This window comes from Luteimonas vadosa (assembly GCF_039543545.1).
GTDB lineage: Bacteria > Pseudomonadota > Gammaproteobacteria > Xanthomonadales > Xanthomonadaceae > Luteimonas > Luteimonas vadosa.
The window spans coordinates 451,701-465,616 of the sequence record NZ_BAABJY010000001.1 but is presented as its reverse complement, the minus strand read 5'-3'; the positions used below and the strand labels follow the sequence as shown (position 1 = coordinate 465,616).

Annotated in this window: 8 protein-coding genes; 6 read left to right on the top strand and 2 right to left on the bottom strand. The window is 71.0% G+C overall.

Annotated features, from left to right (window positions below; all coding sequences use genetic code 11):
- Nucleotides 1-58: 58 nt before the first annotated feature.
- Both polA and ABD970_RS02115 read left to right on the top strand, forming a co-directional pair.
- Nucleotides 59-2,848 carry a DNA polymerase I gene (gene polA, locus ABD970_RS02120; protein WP_345293845.1) on the top strand — a complete coding sequence of 930 codons (2,790 nt, stop codon included), beginning with the start codon at nucleotides 59-61 and terminating at the stop codon, nucleotides 2,846-2,848.
- Nucleotides 2,849-3,583: 735 nt separating this feature from the next.
- Complete coding sequence (locus ABD970_RS02115; protein WP_345293844.1) at nucleotides 3,584-4,060, top strand: DUF421 domain-containing protein; 477 nt, start codon at nucleotides 3,584-3,586, stop codon at nucleotides 4,058-4,060.
- Nucleotides 4,061-4,124: 64 nt separating this feature from the next.
- Here the strand turns inward: ABD970_RS02115 and hemF are convergent, their stop codons facing one another.
- Nucleotides 4,125-5,033: an oxygen-dependent coproporphyrinogen oxidase gene (gene hemF / locus ABD970_RS02110; RefSeq protein WP_345293843.1), complete on the bottom strand. Its 909-nt coding sequence runs from the start codon at nucleotides 5,031-5,033 to the stop codon at nucleotides 4,125-4,127.
- A gap of 108 nt (nucleotides 5,034-5,141) precedes the next feature.
- Nucleotides 5,142-7,508, bottom strand: a complete 2,367-nt coding sequence (locus tag ABD970_RS02105; RefSeq protein ID WP_345293842.1) for a S9 family peptidase — start codon at nucleotides 7,506-7,508, stop codon at nucleotides 5,142-5,144.
- Nucleotides 7,509-7,780: 272 nt separating this feature from the next.
- On the opposite strand from ABD970_RS02105, the gene ABD970_RS02100 reads away from it, so the two are divergent.
- The 4 genes from ABD970_RS02100 (at nucleotide 7,781) to ABD970_RS02085 (ending at nucleotide 13,888) form a co-directional block, all read left to right on the top strand.
- Nucleotides 7,781-9,220: a cytochrome ubiquinol oxidase subunit I gene (locus ABD970_RS02100; protein WP_345293841.1), complete on the top strand. Its 1,440-nt coding sequence runs from the start codon at nucleotides 7,781-7,783 to the stop codon at nucleotides 9,218-9,220.
- Nucleotides 9,217-10,230, top strand: coding sequence for a cytochrome d ubiquinol oxidase subunit II (gene cydB, locus ABD970_RS02095; RefSeq protein WP_345293840.1), 1,014 nt, complete (start codon nucleotides 9,217-9,219; stop codon nucleotides 10,228-10,230). Before ABD970_RS02100 ends, cydB begins: the two co-directional genes overlap by 4 nt.
- A 102-nt stretch (nucleotides 10,231-10,332) precedes the next feature.
- The gene (locus ABD970_RS02090) at nucleotides 10,333-10,605 is read left to right on the top strand and encodes a YcgL domain-containing protein (protein WP_345293839.1); all 273 of its coding nucleotides are present in this window, start codon (nucleotides 10,333-10,335) and stop codon (nucleotides 10,603-10,605) included.
- Complete coding sequence (locus ABD970_RS02085) at nucleotides 10,598-13,888, top strand: ankyrin repeat domain-containing protein (RefSeq protein WP_345293838.1); 3,291 nt, start codon at nucleotides 10,598-10,600, stop codon at nucleotides 13,886-13,888. The genes ABD970_RS02090 and ABD970_RS02085 overlap by 8 nt, the downstream gene beginning before the upstream one ends.
- The last annotated feature ends 28 nt before the right edge of the window (nucleotides 13,889-13,916 follow it).

Here is a 13,916-nt window from a genome sequence, read left to right as displayed (position 1 = left end):
CGGTCGCGGTCCCGCGGGCGGCCGCAACCGTCCGCGAAGCGACGGGTACACTGGCCGGATGCCACGCCTGGTCCTGATCGACGGTTCCTCCTACCTGTTCCGCGCGTTCCACGCGCTGCCACCGCTGAGCAATGCCGATGGCGAGCCCACCGGCGTGCTGTTCGGCGTGGTCAACATGCTGCGCGCGCACCTGAAGGAGCAGCCGGACTACATCGCCTTCGTGGTCGATGCCAGCGGGCCGACATTCCGCGACGCGATGTACCCCGAATACAAGGCCAACCGGCCGCCGATGCCCGACGACCTGCGCGCGCAGATCGAACCGCTGATGGCGATCGTCGAGGCGCTCGGCCTGCCCCTGCTGCGCGTTCCCGGCGTGGAGGCCGACGACGTCATCGGCACGCTGGCGCTGCAGGCGGCCGCCGACGGCATCGAGGTGACCATTTCCACCGGCGACAAGGACTTCGCCCAGCTGGTGCGCGACGACGGCGACGGACGCATCGCCCTGGTCAACACCATGAGCGGAACGCGGATGGATTCGGTCGATGCGGTGGTCGGCAAGTTCGGCGTGCGCCCGGACCAGATCGTCGACCTGCTGGCGCTGATGGGCGACAAGGTCGACAACGTCCCGGGCGTGGACAAGTGCGGGCCCAAGACCGCGGCCAAGTGGTTGGCGCAGTACGACTCGCTGGACGGTGTGATCGCACACGCCGGCGAGATCAAGGGCAAGATCGGCGACAACCTGCGTGCCGTGCTGGAACGGCTGCCACTGAGCCGCGACCTGGTGACGATCAAGACCGATGTCGGGCTCGAGGGTGGTCCGCGAACGCTGGCGCAACGCGATCGCGACATCGAGGCGTTGCGCCAGCTCTTCACCCGATACGGCATGAGCCAGGCGCTGAGGGAGCTCGACGGGGACGCGGCCGCAGGGACCTCCGCGAAGGACGTCGGCAACGGCAACGGCAACGGCAGCGCGCGAGGCGCGGGCTTCGTCACCGTGCCTGATGGCGGGGGCGAATCGCCGGACCCGGCGCTGTCGGCCCCGGGCGAGTACGAGACGGTGCTGACCCAGGCGCGGCTCGAGCATTGGATCCAGGCCTTGGGCGAGGCCGAGGGCTTCGCCTTCGACACCGAGACCGATTCCCTCGATCCGTTGCGGGCCAACCTGGTCGGCATCAGCTTGTGCGTGGAACCCGGCACCGCCTGCTACATCCCGCTGGCGCACGACGGCCCGGGCGCGCAGGCGCAACTCGACCGGGACGCGGTCCTGGCGGCGCTGCGGCCGCTGCTGGCCGATGCGGGCAAGGGCAAGGTGGGGCAGCACGGCAAGTACGACATCCACGTGCTGCGCCGACACGGCATCGAGGTCGCGGGCTACGCAGACGACACCATGCTGGAAAGCTTCGTGCTCGAGTCCGGTCGCACCCGCCACGACATGGATTCGCTCGCCAAGCGCTACCTCGGCTACGCGACCATCCCCTACAGCGAAGTCGCCGGCAAGGGCAGCAAGCAGATCCCGTTCTCGCACGTCGCCATCGCCGACGCCACGCGCTACGCCGCCGAGGATGCCGACGTGACGATGCGCCTGCATCGCGTGCTCGCACCGCGGCTCGCCGCCGACCCGGGACTGGAAGGCGTGTATCGCGACATCGAGATCCCGCTGGTGCCGGTGCTGGCGCGCGTGGAGGCCAACGGCGTGCTGATCGACACCGGCGAGCTGCGGCGCCAGAGTGCCGACCTGTCCAAGCGCATGCTGGCGCTGCAGCAGCAGGCGACGGAACTCGCCGGGCGGACCTTCAACCTGGACTCGCCCAAGCAGCTGCAGGCCCTCCTGTTCGACGAGCTGGCGCTGCCGGCCAAGCTCAAGACGCCGAAGGGCCAGCCGTCCACCAACGAGGAGGCGCTGGAGGCGATCGCCGACCTGCACGAACTGCCGCGCGTCATCCTCGACTACCGCGGGCTGGCCAAGCTGCGCAGCACCTACACCGACAAGCTGGCCGACATGGTCAACCCGGACACCGGCCGCGTCCACACCAGCTACCACCAGGCCGGCGCCGCGACCGGGAGGCTGGCGTCCAGCGATCCCAACCTGCAGAACATCCCGATCCGCACCGCCGACGGGCGGCGCATCCGCGAGGCGTTCGTTGCGGCGGAGGGGCGCAAGCTGGTCGCCTGCGACTATTCGCAGATCGAACTGCGGATCATGGCGCACCTGTCTCAGGACGCGGCGTTGCTGCGTGCGTTCGAATCCGGCGCCGACGTGCACCGTGCCACCGCGGCGGAAGTATTCGACAAGCCCATCGACGCGGTCGACGCCGACGAGCGCCGCGCCGCCAAGGCGATCAACTTCGGCCTGATGTACGGGATGAGCGCGTTCGGATTGGCCCGCAACCTGGGCATCGGCCGCGGCGAGGCGCAGGATTACATCGGCCTGTACTTCTCGCGTTACCCGGGCGTGCGCGACTTCATGGACCGCACCCGCCAGCAGGCACGCGCGCAGGGCTACGTCGAGACGGTGTTCGGCCGCCGGCTGTACCTGGAATACATCCAGAAGGGCAACCAGGCCCAGCGCGCCGGCGCGGAGCGGGCGGCAATCAACGCGCCGATGCAGGGCACGGCCGCCGACATCATCAAGCGGGCCATGGTCGACATCCAGGGCTGGCTGGACGGCCAGGCGGGGCGCGCGCAAATGATCATGCAGGTCCACGACGAACTGGTGTTCGAAGTCGACGCGGATTTCGTGGACACGTTGCTCGCGGAAGCGGTGGAACGCATGTCGTCCGCCGCCGACCTGCGGGTGCCGCTGGTCGTGGACAGCGGGGTTGGCGACAACTGGGAACAGGCGCACTGAGGCAGCCCGGACACGGTGGGTAAACCCGCGCTGAACCCAACAAAAACTTAACCCGAACCTTCACGAACCATCCATGCGGGGAGTGGTCATATAGCCCGTGACAGATGCAAGGTCTGTCGCAGATCTCTCCCCTCCCCTGGAGACGATCACCCCGGAACGTAAGGCTTCTCCCCGAGCCCCGTTCTCCAGCCCCGCCGGCCCCCCCTGCCGGCGGGGCTTTTTATTGCGCGGCCGTCCGTGGTGCGGGAGGCGCCAAGGCTAGCCCGCCAGCCGCGCGCGCTGGACCCGGCCCACGCTCGCTGGATCCTCCCGTGGCGACCAGTCGCCAGCGGCCAGCGGCCAGGGGCCTACGACCACCGACCCGCGCTCCAGCGCCCCGGCGACCACCGGCCCGCGACCCAGCGTTCTAGCGACCAACGGCCCGCGACCCGGGACCCGCAACCCGCGCCCGGCGACCAGCGACCAGAGACCAGAGACCAGAGACCAGCGACCAGTCGACAGCCGCCCAGGGCCGGCCGCCGTCCTACGGCAAGCCGCCCGCCGCCTGCCGCCAGCCGGGTGGAGGCGCGGGGTGCCGCGCAGCCCGGCGGACCGCTCGCCGGGACAGGCCGCTCACGACTCCCGGGATCCCGTACCGGCCCCGACAAGGCCGGCGAAAGCCGTTGGCACCTGCCGGGCGATGCGGGCACGGCGCTGGCAAGGCAGACTGCGCCATTCGTTCGCCGGGAACCGACCATGTCCGAGCTGTTCACGCTGTCCATGCCCTGGTGGGAATTCGTGCTGCGGGCCGTGGTCGTCTACGTCGTCGTGCTCGGCATGGTCCGGTTGTCCGGCAAGCGCACCATCGGCCAGTTCACGCCCTTCGACCTGATCGTGGTCGTGCTGCTGGGCAACGCCGTCCAGAACTCCCTGATCGGCACCGACACGTCGCTGCCGGGAGGCCTGCTGCTCGCTGCCATCCTGGTGGGGCTCAACTGGCTCGTGGGCTGGGTGACGGCGCGGAGCCGGCGCGCCGAGCGCCTGCTCGAAGGCAGTCCCGTCCTGCTGGTCCGCAACGGCAACGTCTATTTCGATGCCTTGCGCAGCCAGCACCTGAGCCGTGACGACCTGGAGGAGATCATCCGGCAGGAGGGCTGTACCGATTCCAGCCAGGTGGCGCTGGCCGTACTGGAAACCAATGGGCGCATCAGCGTGATCAAGCGCGACGCCTGATCGCCGCCGTGGGCCAGCGCCCTGCGTGAAGGCAGCCCCGGGCGCCCGGGCGCCGAGGCCGGGCCTAGGTCAGCTCGCCGAGCCAGTCGCGCGGGCGCAGGTAGCCGGACAACCGCGCTTCCGCACTGTCCGCTTCCGGCGCGAACCCGTATTCCCAGCGCGCCAGCGGCGGCAGGCTCATCAGGATGGACTCGGTGCGGCCGCCGGATTGCAGACCGAACAGCGTGCCGCGGTCCCAGACCAGGTTGAACTCGACGTAGCGGCCGCGGCGGTAAAGCTGGAACCGGCGCTCGCGTTCGCCGTGGGGCGCATCGCGGCGGCGCTCGACGATCGGCAGGTAGGCATCGAGGAAGCCGTCGCCGACCGCACGCAGGTAGGCGAAGTCGGTGTCGAAATCGCCATGCAGGTCGTCGAAGAACAAGCCGCCGACGCCGCGGGTCTCGCCACGGTGCCTGAGGAAGAAGTACTCGTCGCACCAGCGCTTGTGCGCGGGGTAGCGGTCTGCACCGAAGGGTGCGCACAGGTCGCGCGCGGTGCGGTGCCAGTGGACGATGTCCTCGTCCACCGGATAGAACGGCGTCAGGTCGAAGCCGCCCCCGAACCACCAGGCCACGGTCTCGCCGTCGCGCTGGGCGCGGAAGTGGCGCACGTTCATGTGCGTGGTCGGCACGTGCGGATTGCGTGGATGCAGCACCAGCGACACGCCCACCGCGCGCCACGAAGCGCCGGCCAGTTCCGGCCGTGCCGCCGAGGCCGAAGGCGGCAAGGCCTGGCCGGACACATCGGAAAAGCCCACGCCCGCCTGCTCGAACACCGCCCCGTCGCGCAGGATCCGCGTGCGCCCGCCACCGCCTTCGTCGCGCGTCCACGCATCCTCGACGAACCGCGCGGCCCCGTCGGCCTGTTCCACGGCCGTGCAGACCCGGTCCTGCAGACCTGTCAGGTAGTCGCGAACGCTGTCGATCTCGTCCATCCGCGCATTGTAGGGGGGTGTCGGCCGGGCACCGGCGCACCACGCCCCGAGGCCCGCGACGGGGCGCCCTTGGCTGACACGGGCGGCGGGCCGGGGCCGCCGTCCGGATTACTTCAGCGCGCGCTCGAACAACTCGAAGATCCGCCGGTACTCGTCGTACCAGCTGTCGGGATGCTGGAACGAGTGCGGCTCCAGCGGGTACGACGCCAGCTCCCACTTGTCCTTGCGCAGCTCGATCAGCTTCTGCGCGAGCATCACCGAGTCCTTGTAGAACACATTGTCATCGATCATGCCGTGGGCGATCAGCAGGTGGTCCTGCAGGCCCTCGGCGTATTCCATCGGCGACGACCGCTTGTAGGCCTCGGGGTCGAGCTGCGGGGTGTTGAGGATGTTGGCGGTGTATTCGTGGTTGTACTGCGACCAGTCAGTGACCGGGCGCAGCGCGGCCCCGGCCTTGAACGTGCCGGGCTCGCGGAACAGCGCCATGAAGGCCATGAAGCCGCCGTAGCTGCCGCCGTAGATGCCGACGCGGTCGCGGTCGGCCTGCTTGTTGGCGACCAGCCAGTCGATGCCGTCGAGGTAGTCCTCCAGTTCCGGATGGCCCATGCGGCGGTAGATCGCCGTGCGCCAGTCGCGGCCGTAGCCTTCCGAGGCGCGGAAGTCCAGGTCGAGCACGAGGTAGCCGTTCTGCACCAGCAGGTTGTGGAACATCTGCTCGCGGTAGTAGTTGGGGTAGCGGTCGCTGACGTTCTGCAGGTAGCCGGCACCGTGGACGAACAGCACCACCGGGTACTGCTTGCCGGCTTCGAGCTGCGCCGGGCCGTAGAACTTGCCCCAGATGCTGCCGGCGCCGTGCGAGGACGGGACCTGCACGTATTGCGGTTGCAGCCAGTCCATCGCCCGGAACTCGGCGGTGCGGGTATCGGTGAGGGTGTGGGCGCCGCCGCCCGTGGCCTTGACGACGGCCAGCTGCGGCGGCAGGTAGCTGTTGGAATGGCGCACCAGCAGCTTGGAACCGTCGGGCGAGGCGACGAAGCTCTCGACGCCGTCGAGCGCGGTGACCTCGCGCACGCCGCCGCCCCCGGCATCGACGCTGCAGACCTCGTAGTCGCCCGGGCGTTCGCGATTGCAGACGAAATCGAAGCGGCTGCCGTCGGGCGAAAGCGCCGGCTGCGAGACCTCCCAGCGACCGGAGGTCAGCGCGCGCGTCGAACTGCCGTCGACGAGGTAGAGGTGCGAATAACCGGACTGCTCCGACAGCAGCCACAGGCGCCGGTTGTCGGGCATCCAGCCGAAGTCGTTGAAGTCCCAGTTGATCCAGGCCGGATCGCTGAGCCGGTGGCGCGTGGCCAGCCGCGCCTGGCGCGGATCCACCGTGGCCAGCCAGCGGTCCTTGTTGTCGATCGCGTGCAGCATGACCGCCGCGGCGCTGCCGTCGGCGGCCCAGCGCATGCCCCCTGCGTCGTCCTCGAGCTTGACCGGGCGGTTGCCCTTGAGCGGATCGAGCTTGACCGCGCGCCGCAGGTCCGCCAGCGGATCGGAGGCGATGCCGGGCAGCGCGTCGTAGGACAGCTCGACCGGCTTGCCGTCGTCCATCGACACCAGCCAGAGCGTCTGCGGGACCGGATCGTTGCGGCCGACGAGGGTGCGGACGTCCTCCACGCTTTCGTAGCCGGACTCGGTGATGAACTTCGCCATCTTGCCGGGCTGGCCTTCGTCGGCATCCTTGGCCTGGGTGGCGACCAGCAACCAGCGGCCATCGGGCGACAGTGCGCTGGCGGCGACCTCGACGTCCTTGCCCAGGTAGACCGGGGCCGGCGGACGGGTGGGGTCGGCGCGGCGCCAATCCGTTTCCTGATCGCGGGCGGCCTCGCGGCGGGCGCGTTCGCGGCGCAGGGTCTCGAAGTAGCGCATCTGCCGCTCGCGCAGCTCGTCGGCCTTGGGCGGCTTGGCCGGGTCGTCCTCGGTCTTGAGCACCGCGGCCTGGCCCACGCCGGTGCCGACGCTCCAGCGGAACCACTCATTGCCGCTGCGCCATGCCAGCGCGCCGCCGCTGCTCCATTGCAGCTGGGTTTCGACGGCTTCGGTGCGGGTGAGCTGGGTCAGCGCGCCGTTGCGCAGGTCACGGACGAACACGTCGCCGGTGCGGACGAAGGCCATGCGCGTGCGTTGCGGATCGTAGACCGGGTCGAGCGCGTCGATGTCGGCGCGCGCGGCGCCGTCGATGCGGGCGGCGCTGCCGCTGCCGTCGATGGCCAGCGCGTAGGTATCGCGCACCGTGCTGTCGGGGCGCTTGAGCGTGTAATAGGCGCGGTTGCCGTCCCACGACCACCAGGCGCGCTCCACCGGCGGCCCGATCCAGTCCGGGTCGGCCATGACCTGGTGCAGGGTGAGCGGCGTGGCGGGCTGGGCGGGCGCCAGGCCGGGAGCCAGGGCGACCGCGAGGAGGAGGGCGAGTCTGGGAAGCTGGCGCATGCGGGGATCCATGGAGAAACCGGCGAAGCGTACCAGCAAGCCGGTGCGCGCCCCGCCGCCCGGTGGCGCCGGTCCAGGTTCCGGCGTGCGCGCGAGGCCGCGCGGTCCATGCCCCCCTCGCGACCCTGCTTGGGCCGCTTCGATGGGCAATGCCGTGGTGACGCCGGACCCGCCGGGGGCCGACGACCCCTGGCCCACCGGTCCGGACCAGGACGCCCGCCTATAATCCCCGCTGCCGGTGCGCGCCTCCTCGCGCCCCTGGAGTGCCCTGGTTGGACGCGCTGCTGCTGTCGCGGATCCAGTTCGGCTTCGTGATCTCGTTCCACATCCTGTTCCCGGCCTTCACCATCGGCCTGGCGCACTGGCTGGCCTTCCTGGAATGGCGCTGGCTGCGCACCCGCGACGACCTCTGGCGCGACCTGTACTTCTTCTGGATGAAGGTCTTCGCGGTGTCGTTCGGCATGGGCGTGGTGTCGGGGATCGTGATGAGCTTCCAGTTCGGCACCAACTGGGCGGTGCTGTCCGAACGCGCCGGCAACATCCTCGGGCCGCTGCTCAACTACGAGGTGCTCACCGCCTTCTTCCTGGAGGCCAGTTTCCTGGGCGTGATGCTGTTCGGCTGGCGCAAGGTGTCCGACCGCATCCACTTCATGGCCACCTGCCTGGTCGCGCTGGGCACGCTGATCTCCACCTTCTGGATCATCTCGGCCAACAGCTGGATGCACACGCCGGCCGGTTACCACCTCGTCGATGGCGTGTTCGAGGCCGCCGACTGGTGGGCCGTGGTCTTCAACCCCTCGTTCCCGTACCGGCTCGCGCACATGGTGCTGGCGGCGTTCATCACCACCTGCCTGGTGATCGGCGGCGTGAGCGCCTGGTACCTGCGTCGCGGGGTGCATCCCGAGGCCGGCAGGCGGATGCTGAAACTGGCCATCGCCTTCGCCGCGGTCGCGGTGCCCCTGCAGATCGTCGCGGGCGACCTGCATGGCCTGAACGTCGCCGAGCACCAGCCGGTGAAGCTTGCCGCCATGGAGGGCCACTGGCACGAATCGGCGCCGGGCGCCGGACTGCCCTTCGTGCTGTTCGCCATCCCGGACGCGCAGGCCGAACGCAACGACTACGAAGTGGCCGTCCCGCGCCTGGGCAGCCTGATCCTCACCCATAGCTGGGACGGGACCATCGCGCCGCTGACCTCGGTGCCGCGCGAGGATCGCCCGCCGGTGGCGCCGGTGTTCTGGGCGTTCCGGGTGATGGTCGGGCTGGGCGTGCTGATGCTGGTGCTGGCCTTCGCGTCCGTCTGGGCCTGGTGGCGGGGCTGGCTGTTCGACACCGCCCGGCGCGGATCGCGCTGGCTGTTGCAGTCCTGGCGGCTGATGAGCCCGGCGGGCTTCGTCGCGCTGCTGGCGGGCTGGTACGTGGTGGAGATCGGCCGCCAGCCCTGGGTGGTGTACGGACTGCTGCGCACCCGCGACGCGGTGAGTCCCAACATCGAGGCTGCGGCCGTACTCGGCTCGCTGATCACATATGCGCTCGCCTATGCGGTGATCTTCGGCGCCGGCATCTGGTACCTGCTCGCGATCCTTCGCCGCGGCCCCTTGCCGCACGAACCGGCGCCCGACAGCGACGGCGGCGAGAAGACGCCGATGCGGCCGCTGTCGGTGGGCAATGATCCGTCGACTGGTGACGGCCCGCGCGCCTCCCGGGAGGAATGACGGTGGAATACTGGCTGCCCATCGCATGGTTCGGCGTCATCGGCTTCGGCGTGCTGATGTACGTCCTGCTCGACGGTTTCGTGCTGGGCCTGGGCGTGCTGGCGCCGTTCGCCGAGGACGAGGGCCAGCTCGACCACATGATGAACACCGCGGCGCCGATCTGGGACGGCAACGAAACCTGGCTGGTGCTCGGCGGGGCTGGCCTGATGGCGGCGTTCCCCAAGGCCTACGCGATCGTGTTGTCGGCGCTGTACCTGCCGGTGCTGGCGATGCTGGTGGCGCTGGTCTTCCGCGGCGTGGCCTTCGAGTTCCGCTTCAAGGCCACGCGCAGCAAGCCCTTCTGGGGCGGCGCGTTCGCGCTGGGATCGATGGTGGCGGCGTTCTCGCAGGGAGTGATCCTGGGCGCGCTGGTCGAGGGCATGCCGCTGCAGGAAGGCAAGTACATCGGTGGTGCGTTCGACTGGTTCAGCCCGTTCTCCATGCTCACCGGCGTGGCGGTCATGTTCGGCTATGCGCTCCTGGGTGCCTGCTGGCTGATCCTCAAGACCAGCGGCCGCATGCAGCTGGTGGCGCGCAGCCTGACGCGGCCGCTGGTGATGGTGGTGGTCGCGTTCATGGGGCTGGTCAGCACCTGGCTGCCGTTCCTGGACTCGCGGATCATGGCGCGCTGGTTCGAGGGCGGGAATTTCTGGTGGCTGGCGCCGGTGCCGCTGCTGGCGCTGGCGAACGCGTTCGCGCTGTGGCGCGTGGTGATGGACGAGGAGCGCCATGCCGCGCCGTTCCTGCTGACGCTGAGTTTCTTCGTGCTCGGTTTCGCCGGCCTGGTGCTGGGCATCTGGCCCAACATCGTGCCGCCGTCGCTGTCCATCTGGGACGCCGCGTCGCCGCCCTCGTCGCAGGGCTTCGTGCTGGTCGGCCTGGTGTTCCTGCTGCCGGCGATCCTGGGCTACACCTGGTGGTCGTATTCGGTGTTCAAGGGCAAGGTCGAGGCGGACAGCGGCTACCACTGAAGCGGCGGGAAACGGGGCGCGCGGCGGTGCCATCCGGTGTCAGCGGCCGCACGCCGGGGCATTGGCCTTTACTATTCCCGTACCGAAACCCACGCCTGGTCGATGCACGCCTACGTCTACAAGAGCCCGCGCAAGGCCGATACCTACGTCTACCTCGCCGCCCGGGACGATTTCGGGCGCTTGCCGGAGGCGCTGGCCGCGGAATTGGGCCCCTTGCAGTTCGTGCTGGACGTGGTGCTGGCCGAGGGCCGCACGCTGGCGCGCGAAGACGTGGACGTGGTGCGCGAAAACCTCGCCGTCCGCGGATTCCACCTGCAGTTGCCGCCGCGCATGGCGCCCGACCCGATGACCCAGGATTGGGGCACCGATGCCTGAATTGCGTCACGGACGATGGCGTGCCGCGGCGCTGGTGGCGGTGGGTGCGCTGCTGGCGGTGTCGTCGGGCCTGGGTGGCGTGGTCGCGGCCGTGGCGGGCTGGGCCGCCCAGCCGTTGCTGGCGGTCGGCGTGCGCGGCTGGCGCGGCGCGGCGCCGGCGTCGGGCGAGGTCCTGCGCCGCGACCTGTTGTCGCTGGGGCTGTTGTGGGGGGCGGCCGCGCTGGTGGCCGGCCTCCTGGTCGCATGGCCGCTGTCGGCGCTGCGCGAGAGCGCCACGCTGGCCGCGGCGGCGGGCCTGAGCGTCGTCGTCGGGCTCTACCTGGTCGGATGCTGGCGGACCTGGCCGTTATGGCATGCCATCGAGCGCGAGGGCGGCGCCCTGCCGGCTCAATGGCGCGCGCTGGGCGAGCGGGACAGCGCCGGATGGACCGGCCTGGCCGCGGCCGTGGCCATCGGCCTGATCATGGCCTCGTGGCTCGTGCTCGCCTGGACCGAGCTGTTGCCGACCGCCGTCCGCTGGGCGCTGGCCGCGGCTTCCGTGGTGGCATGGCCGCTGTTGCACTTCGTGCTGCAACGCTTGCCCGAACCGCCCACCCTGCCGCTGCAGATCGTCGAAATGGACGGCGAGCCGCCGGTGGGTGATGCCTTCACCCTCGGCATCGCGGGCGAGAACCTCGATGCCGCGCTCCATGCCGCCGCGCGCGCCGGCCGGGTGGACCAGGCGCTGGCCTTGCTGGATGCAGGCGCCGACGCCCACGCCCTGCCGGCGGAGGACGACGCGGACCAGCGTGCGCTGCCGGTGCTGGCGGCGGTGTTGCCGGACCTGCGGCTGCTGCGCGCCCTGATCGCGCGCGGCGTCGACGTGAACACCGTGCACGCCGGGATGACCCCGCTGCTGGCGGCGACGCGCGACAGCTGGCACGGTCGGCCCGAGGCCGTCATGACCCTGCTCGCCAATGGTGCCGATCCGCGCGCCACCGACCGCGAGGGCAATACGCCGCTGCACCATGCCGCGCGCAGTTCCGACCCTGGCGTCGCGGCCCTGCTGCGCGATGCCGCCGCCGAACTGGACGCGCGCAACCACGAGGGCGTGACCCCGCTGGGCATCGCCTGCGCCGCCGGCAACTGGCGACTCGCGCGGTTCCTGCTCGAGCGCGGCGCCAGGCCCGAACCGGCCGACGGCACGCCGGCACTGCTGGCCGCGGCCGGCGGCGACGAGGATGATGCCGCCGGGGTGCAGCTGCTGCTCAAGCACAAGGCCAGGGTCGATGCACGCGACGGCCATGGCCGCAGCGCCCTGCACGAGGCGGCGCTGGCCGGGCATACCGAGATCCTGGCGGCCTTGCTGGAAGCGCATGCCGACGTGCAGGCGCGCGATGCCGAGGAACGCACGCCGCTGCTCGACGCGGTGCGCGGGAGCCACGTGGCGGCGTTCGAACTGCTGCTCGCGGCCGGGGCCGACGTGGCCGCCCGCGACCGGGACGGCCGCAACGCGATCTTCCATGCCTGCCTGTCGGAAAGCGCATCGCCGGCGCTGCTGCGCCGCCTCCTGGCGCTCGACGTCGCACCCGACGGCGTCGACTCCGGCGGCAAGCGCGCGATCGACCATGCGGTGGCCGCCGGTCGCTGGGCGTTCGTCTCGGCGCTGGACCCGGGTTACGCCCTGCCGGCCAGCGTCGCCGTCGACCCGGACGATGCCGATGGACCGCCACCGGAGGATCGCGCGCCGCTGGATCTCCTGCGCGAGCAACTGGCCCAGGGGCAATACGAGGGACTGGAGGGCCTGCTCTCCCTGCTCTCGCCGCAGGAACTCGGCGGCCTGCTGGTCGACCCGGATGCGCCGCCGTCAGCGGCGCGGATCGATTGGCTGCTCGAGCACGGCGCCGACGCCGGCGTGCACGCCGACGGCGGGCCGACCCCGGTGTCCGCGTTGCTGTCGCAGGGCCCGCGAGCGGTCCCGGCGCTGCAGGCACTGCTGGCGCATGGCGTGGAGATCTCGGGCGAGGGCGCACTGGCACGCTTCCTGGAAGCCTGCGCGCGCGACGAGCAGGCGGGGCGCGGCCTCGAGCAGTTCGCACTCCAACTCCTCGAGCATGGCGCCGACCCGCTTGCGGCGGGGCCTTCGGGCGATCCGCCGCTGTCGCTTGCGGTGCGGCTGGGTTGGCTGCACCTGATGGAGCGACTGGTCGTGGCAGGGGTCGCGCTGGATGCCCGCGACAGCCACGGCATGACCGCCCTGCACCTGTGCGCGGCGCTGGGCCGCGAAGCGGCGCTCAAACTGCTGGTCCGGCACGGCGCGTCCCCCGACGTGCGCGCCGCCGATGGCCAGACGCCGCTGGGCGTGGCCTTGTCGGGCGGGCGACGCGACCTCGCCGACTGGCTGGACTGGCGCACCTGGCCGTTGCCCGGGCGGGCGCTGAAGGCCGAGGACCTCCCGGCCGCCGCGACCGTGGGCGATACCGATGCGGTACGTCGGTTGCTCGCCCTGGGCATGGCCGTCGACACGCCGGACGCACAGGGTTGCACCGCGCTGCTGCGCGCTGCCGGGGGCGGGCACCTCAAGACACTGGACCTGTTGCTGGAACGCGGCGCGGATCCGCAGTTGGCGGCGCATACCGGCGCCACGCCGCTGTCGGCGGCGGTGAGCGTGCGCCAGGGCGAGATCGTCGATCGCCTGCTCGCCGCCGGTGCGACGCTCGAGCAACGCCTGCCCGGGGATGTCACGGTCCTGATGCTGGCCGCCGCGCTCGGCTTGCCCGAAGTGTGCGGGCGCCTGCTCGCCGCCGGCGCCAACGTGCAGGCCGCCGATGCGCAGGGACTCTCGCCCCTGCATTGCGCCGCGCTTTACGGGTTCACATCGCGCGAACGCCCGCGGCTGCTGGCCCTGTTCGACACCCTGCTGCTGGCCGGCGCCGAGCCCGATGCCCAGGCCGCCGGTGGCGTCACCCCCTTGCTGCTGCTGCTGGGCGCGCGCGCCGAACCCGGCACGGCCTGCGACGAGGACGTGGTGCTGTCGGCGATGGCCCGCTTGCTGGACGAGGAGGTGGCGCTGGACGCGCAGGATCCCCGCGGATTCGGCCCGCTGCACCTGGCCGCCCTGCACGGGCTGCTGCGCACCACCAAGGCCCTGCTGCGCGCCGGTTGCGATCCGGACCTGCGCGATGCCCTCAACCGGACGCCCCGCGAGATCGCGGTGATGCGCGGCTTCGTCGATGTCGCCGCCGAATTCGCCCCCCTGCAGGGCGGCGTGTCGATGGCGCGCTTCCTGCGCGAGCCGCGCTAGCGGCGACACGCAGGAAGCAGGGGAGCGT

Excerpts from the sequence above, each read along its gene's own strand:
- polA (WP_345293845.1), top strand. The coding sequence starts at position 59 with ATGCCACGCCTGGTCCTGATCGACGGTTCCTCCTACCTGTTCCGCGCG.
- ABD970_RS02115 (WP_345293844.1), top strand. The coding sequence starts at position 3,584 with ATGTCCGAGCTGTTCACGCTGTCCATGCCCTGGTGGGAATTCGTGCTG.
- ABD970_RS02105 (WP_345293842.1), bottom strand. The coding sequence starts at position 7,508 with ATGCGCCAGCTTCCCAGACTCGCCCTCCTCCTCGCGGTCGCCCTGGCT.
- ABD970_RS02085 (WP_345293838.1), top strand. The coding sequence starts at position 10,598 with ATGCCTGAATTGCGTCACGGACGATGGCGTGCCGCGGCGCTGGTGGCG.
- cydB (WP_345293840.1), top strand. The coding sequence starts at position 9,217 with ATGACGGTGGAATACTGGCTGCCCATCGCATGGTTCGGCGTCATCGGC.
- ABD970_RS02090 (WP_345293839.1), top strand. The coding sequence starts at position 10,333 with ATGCACGCCTACGTCTACAAGAGCCCGCGCAAGGCCGATACCTACGTC.
- hemF (WP_345293843.1), bottom strand. The coding sequence starts at position 5,033 with ATGGACGAGATCGACAGCGTTCGCGACTACCTGACAGGTCTGCAGGAC.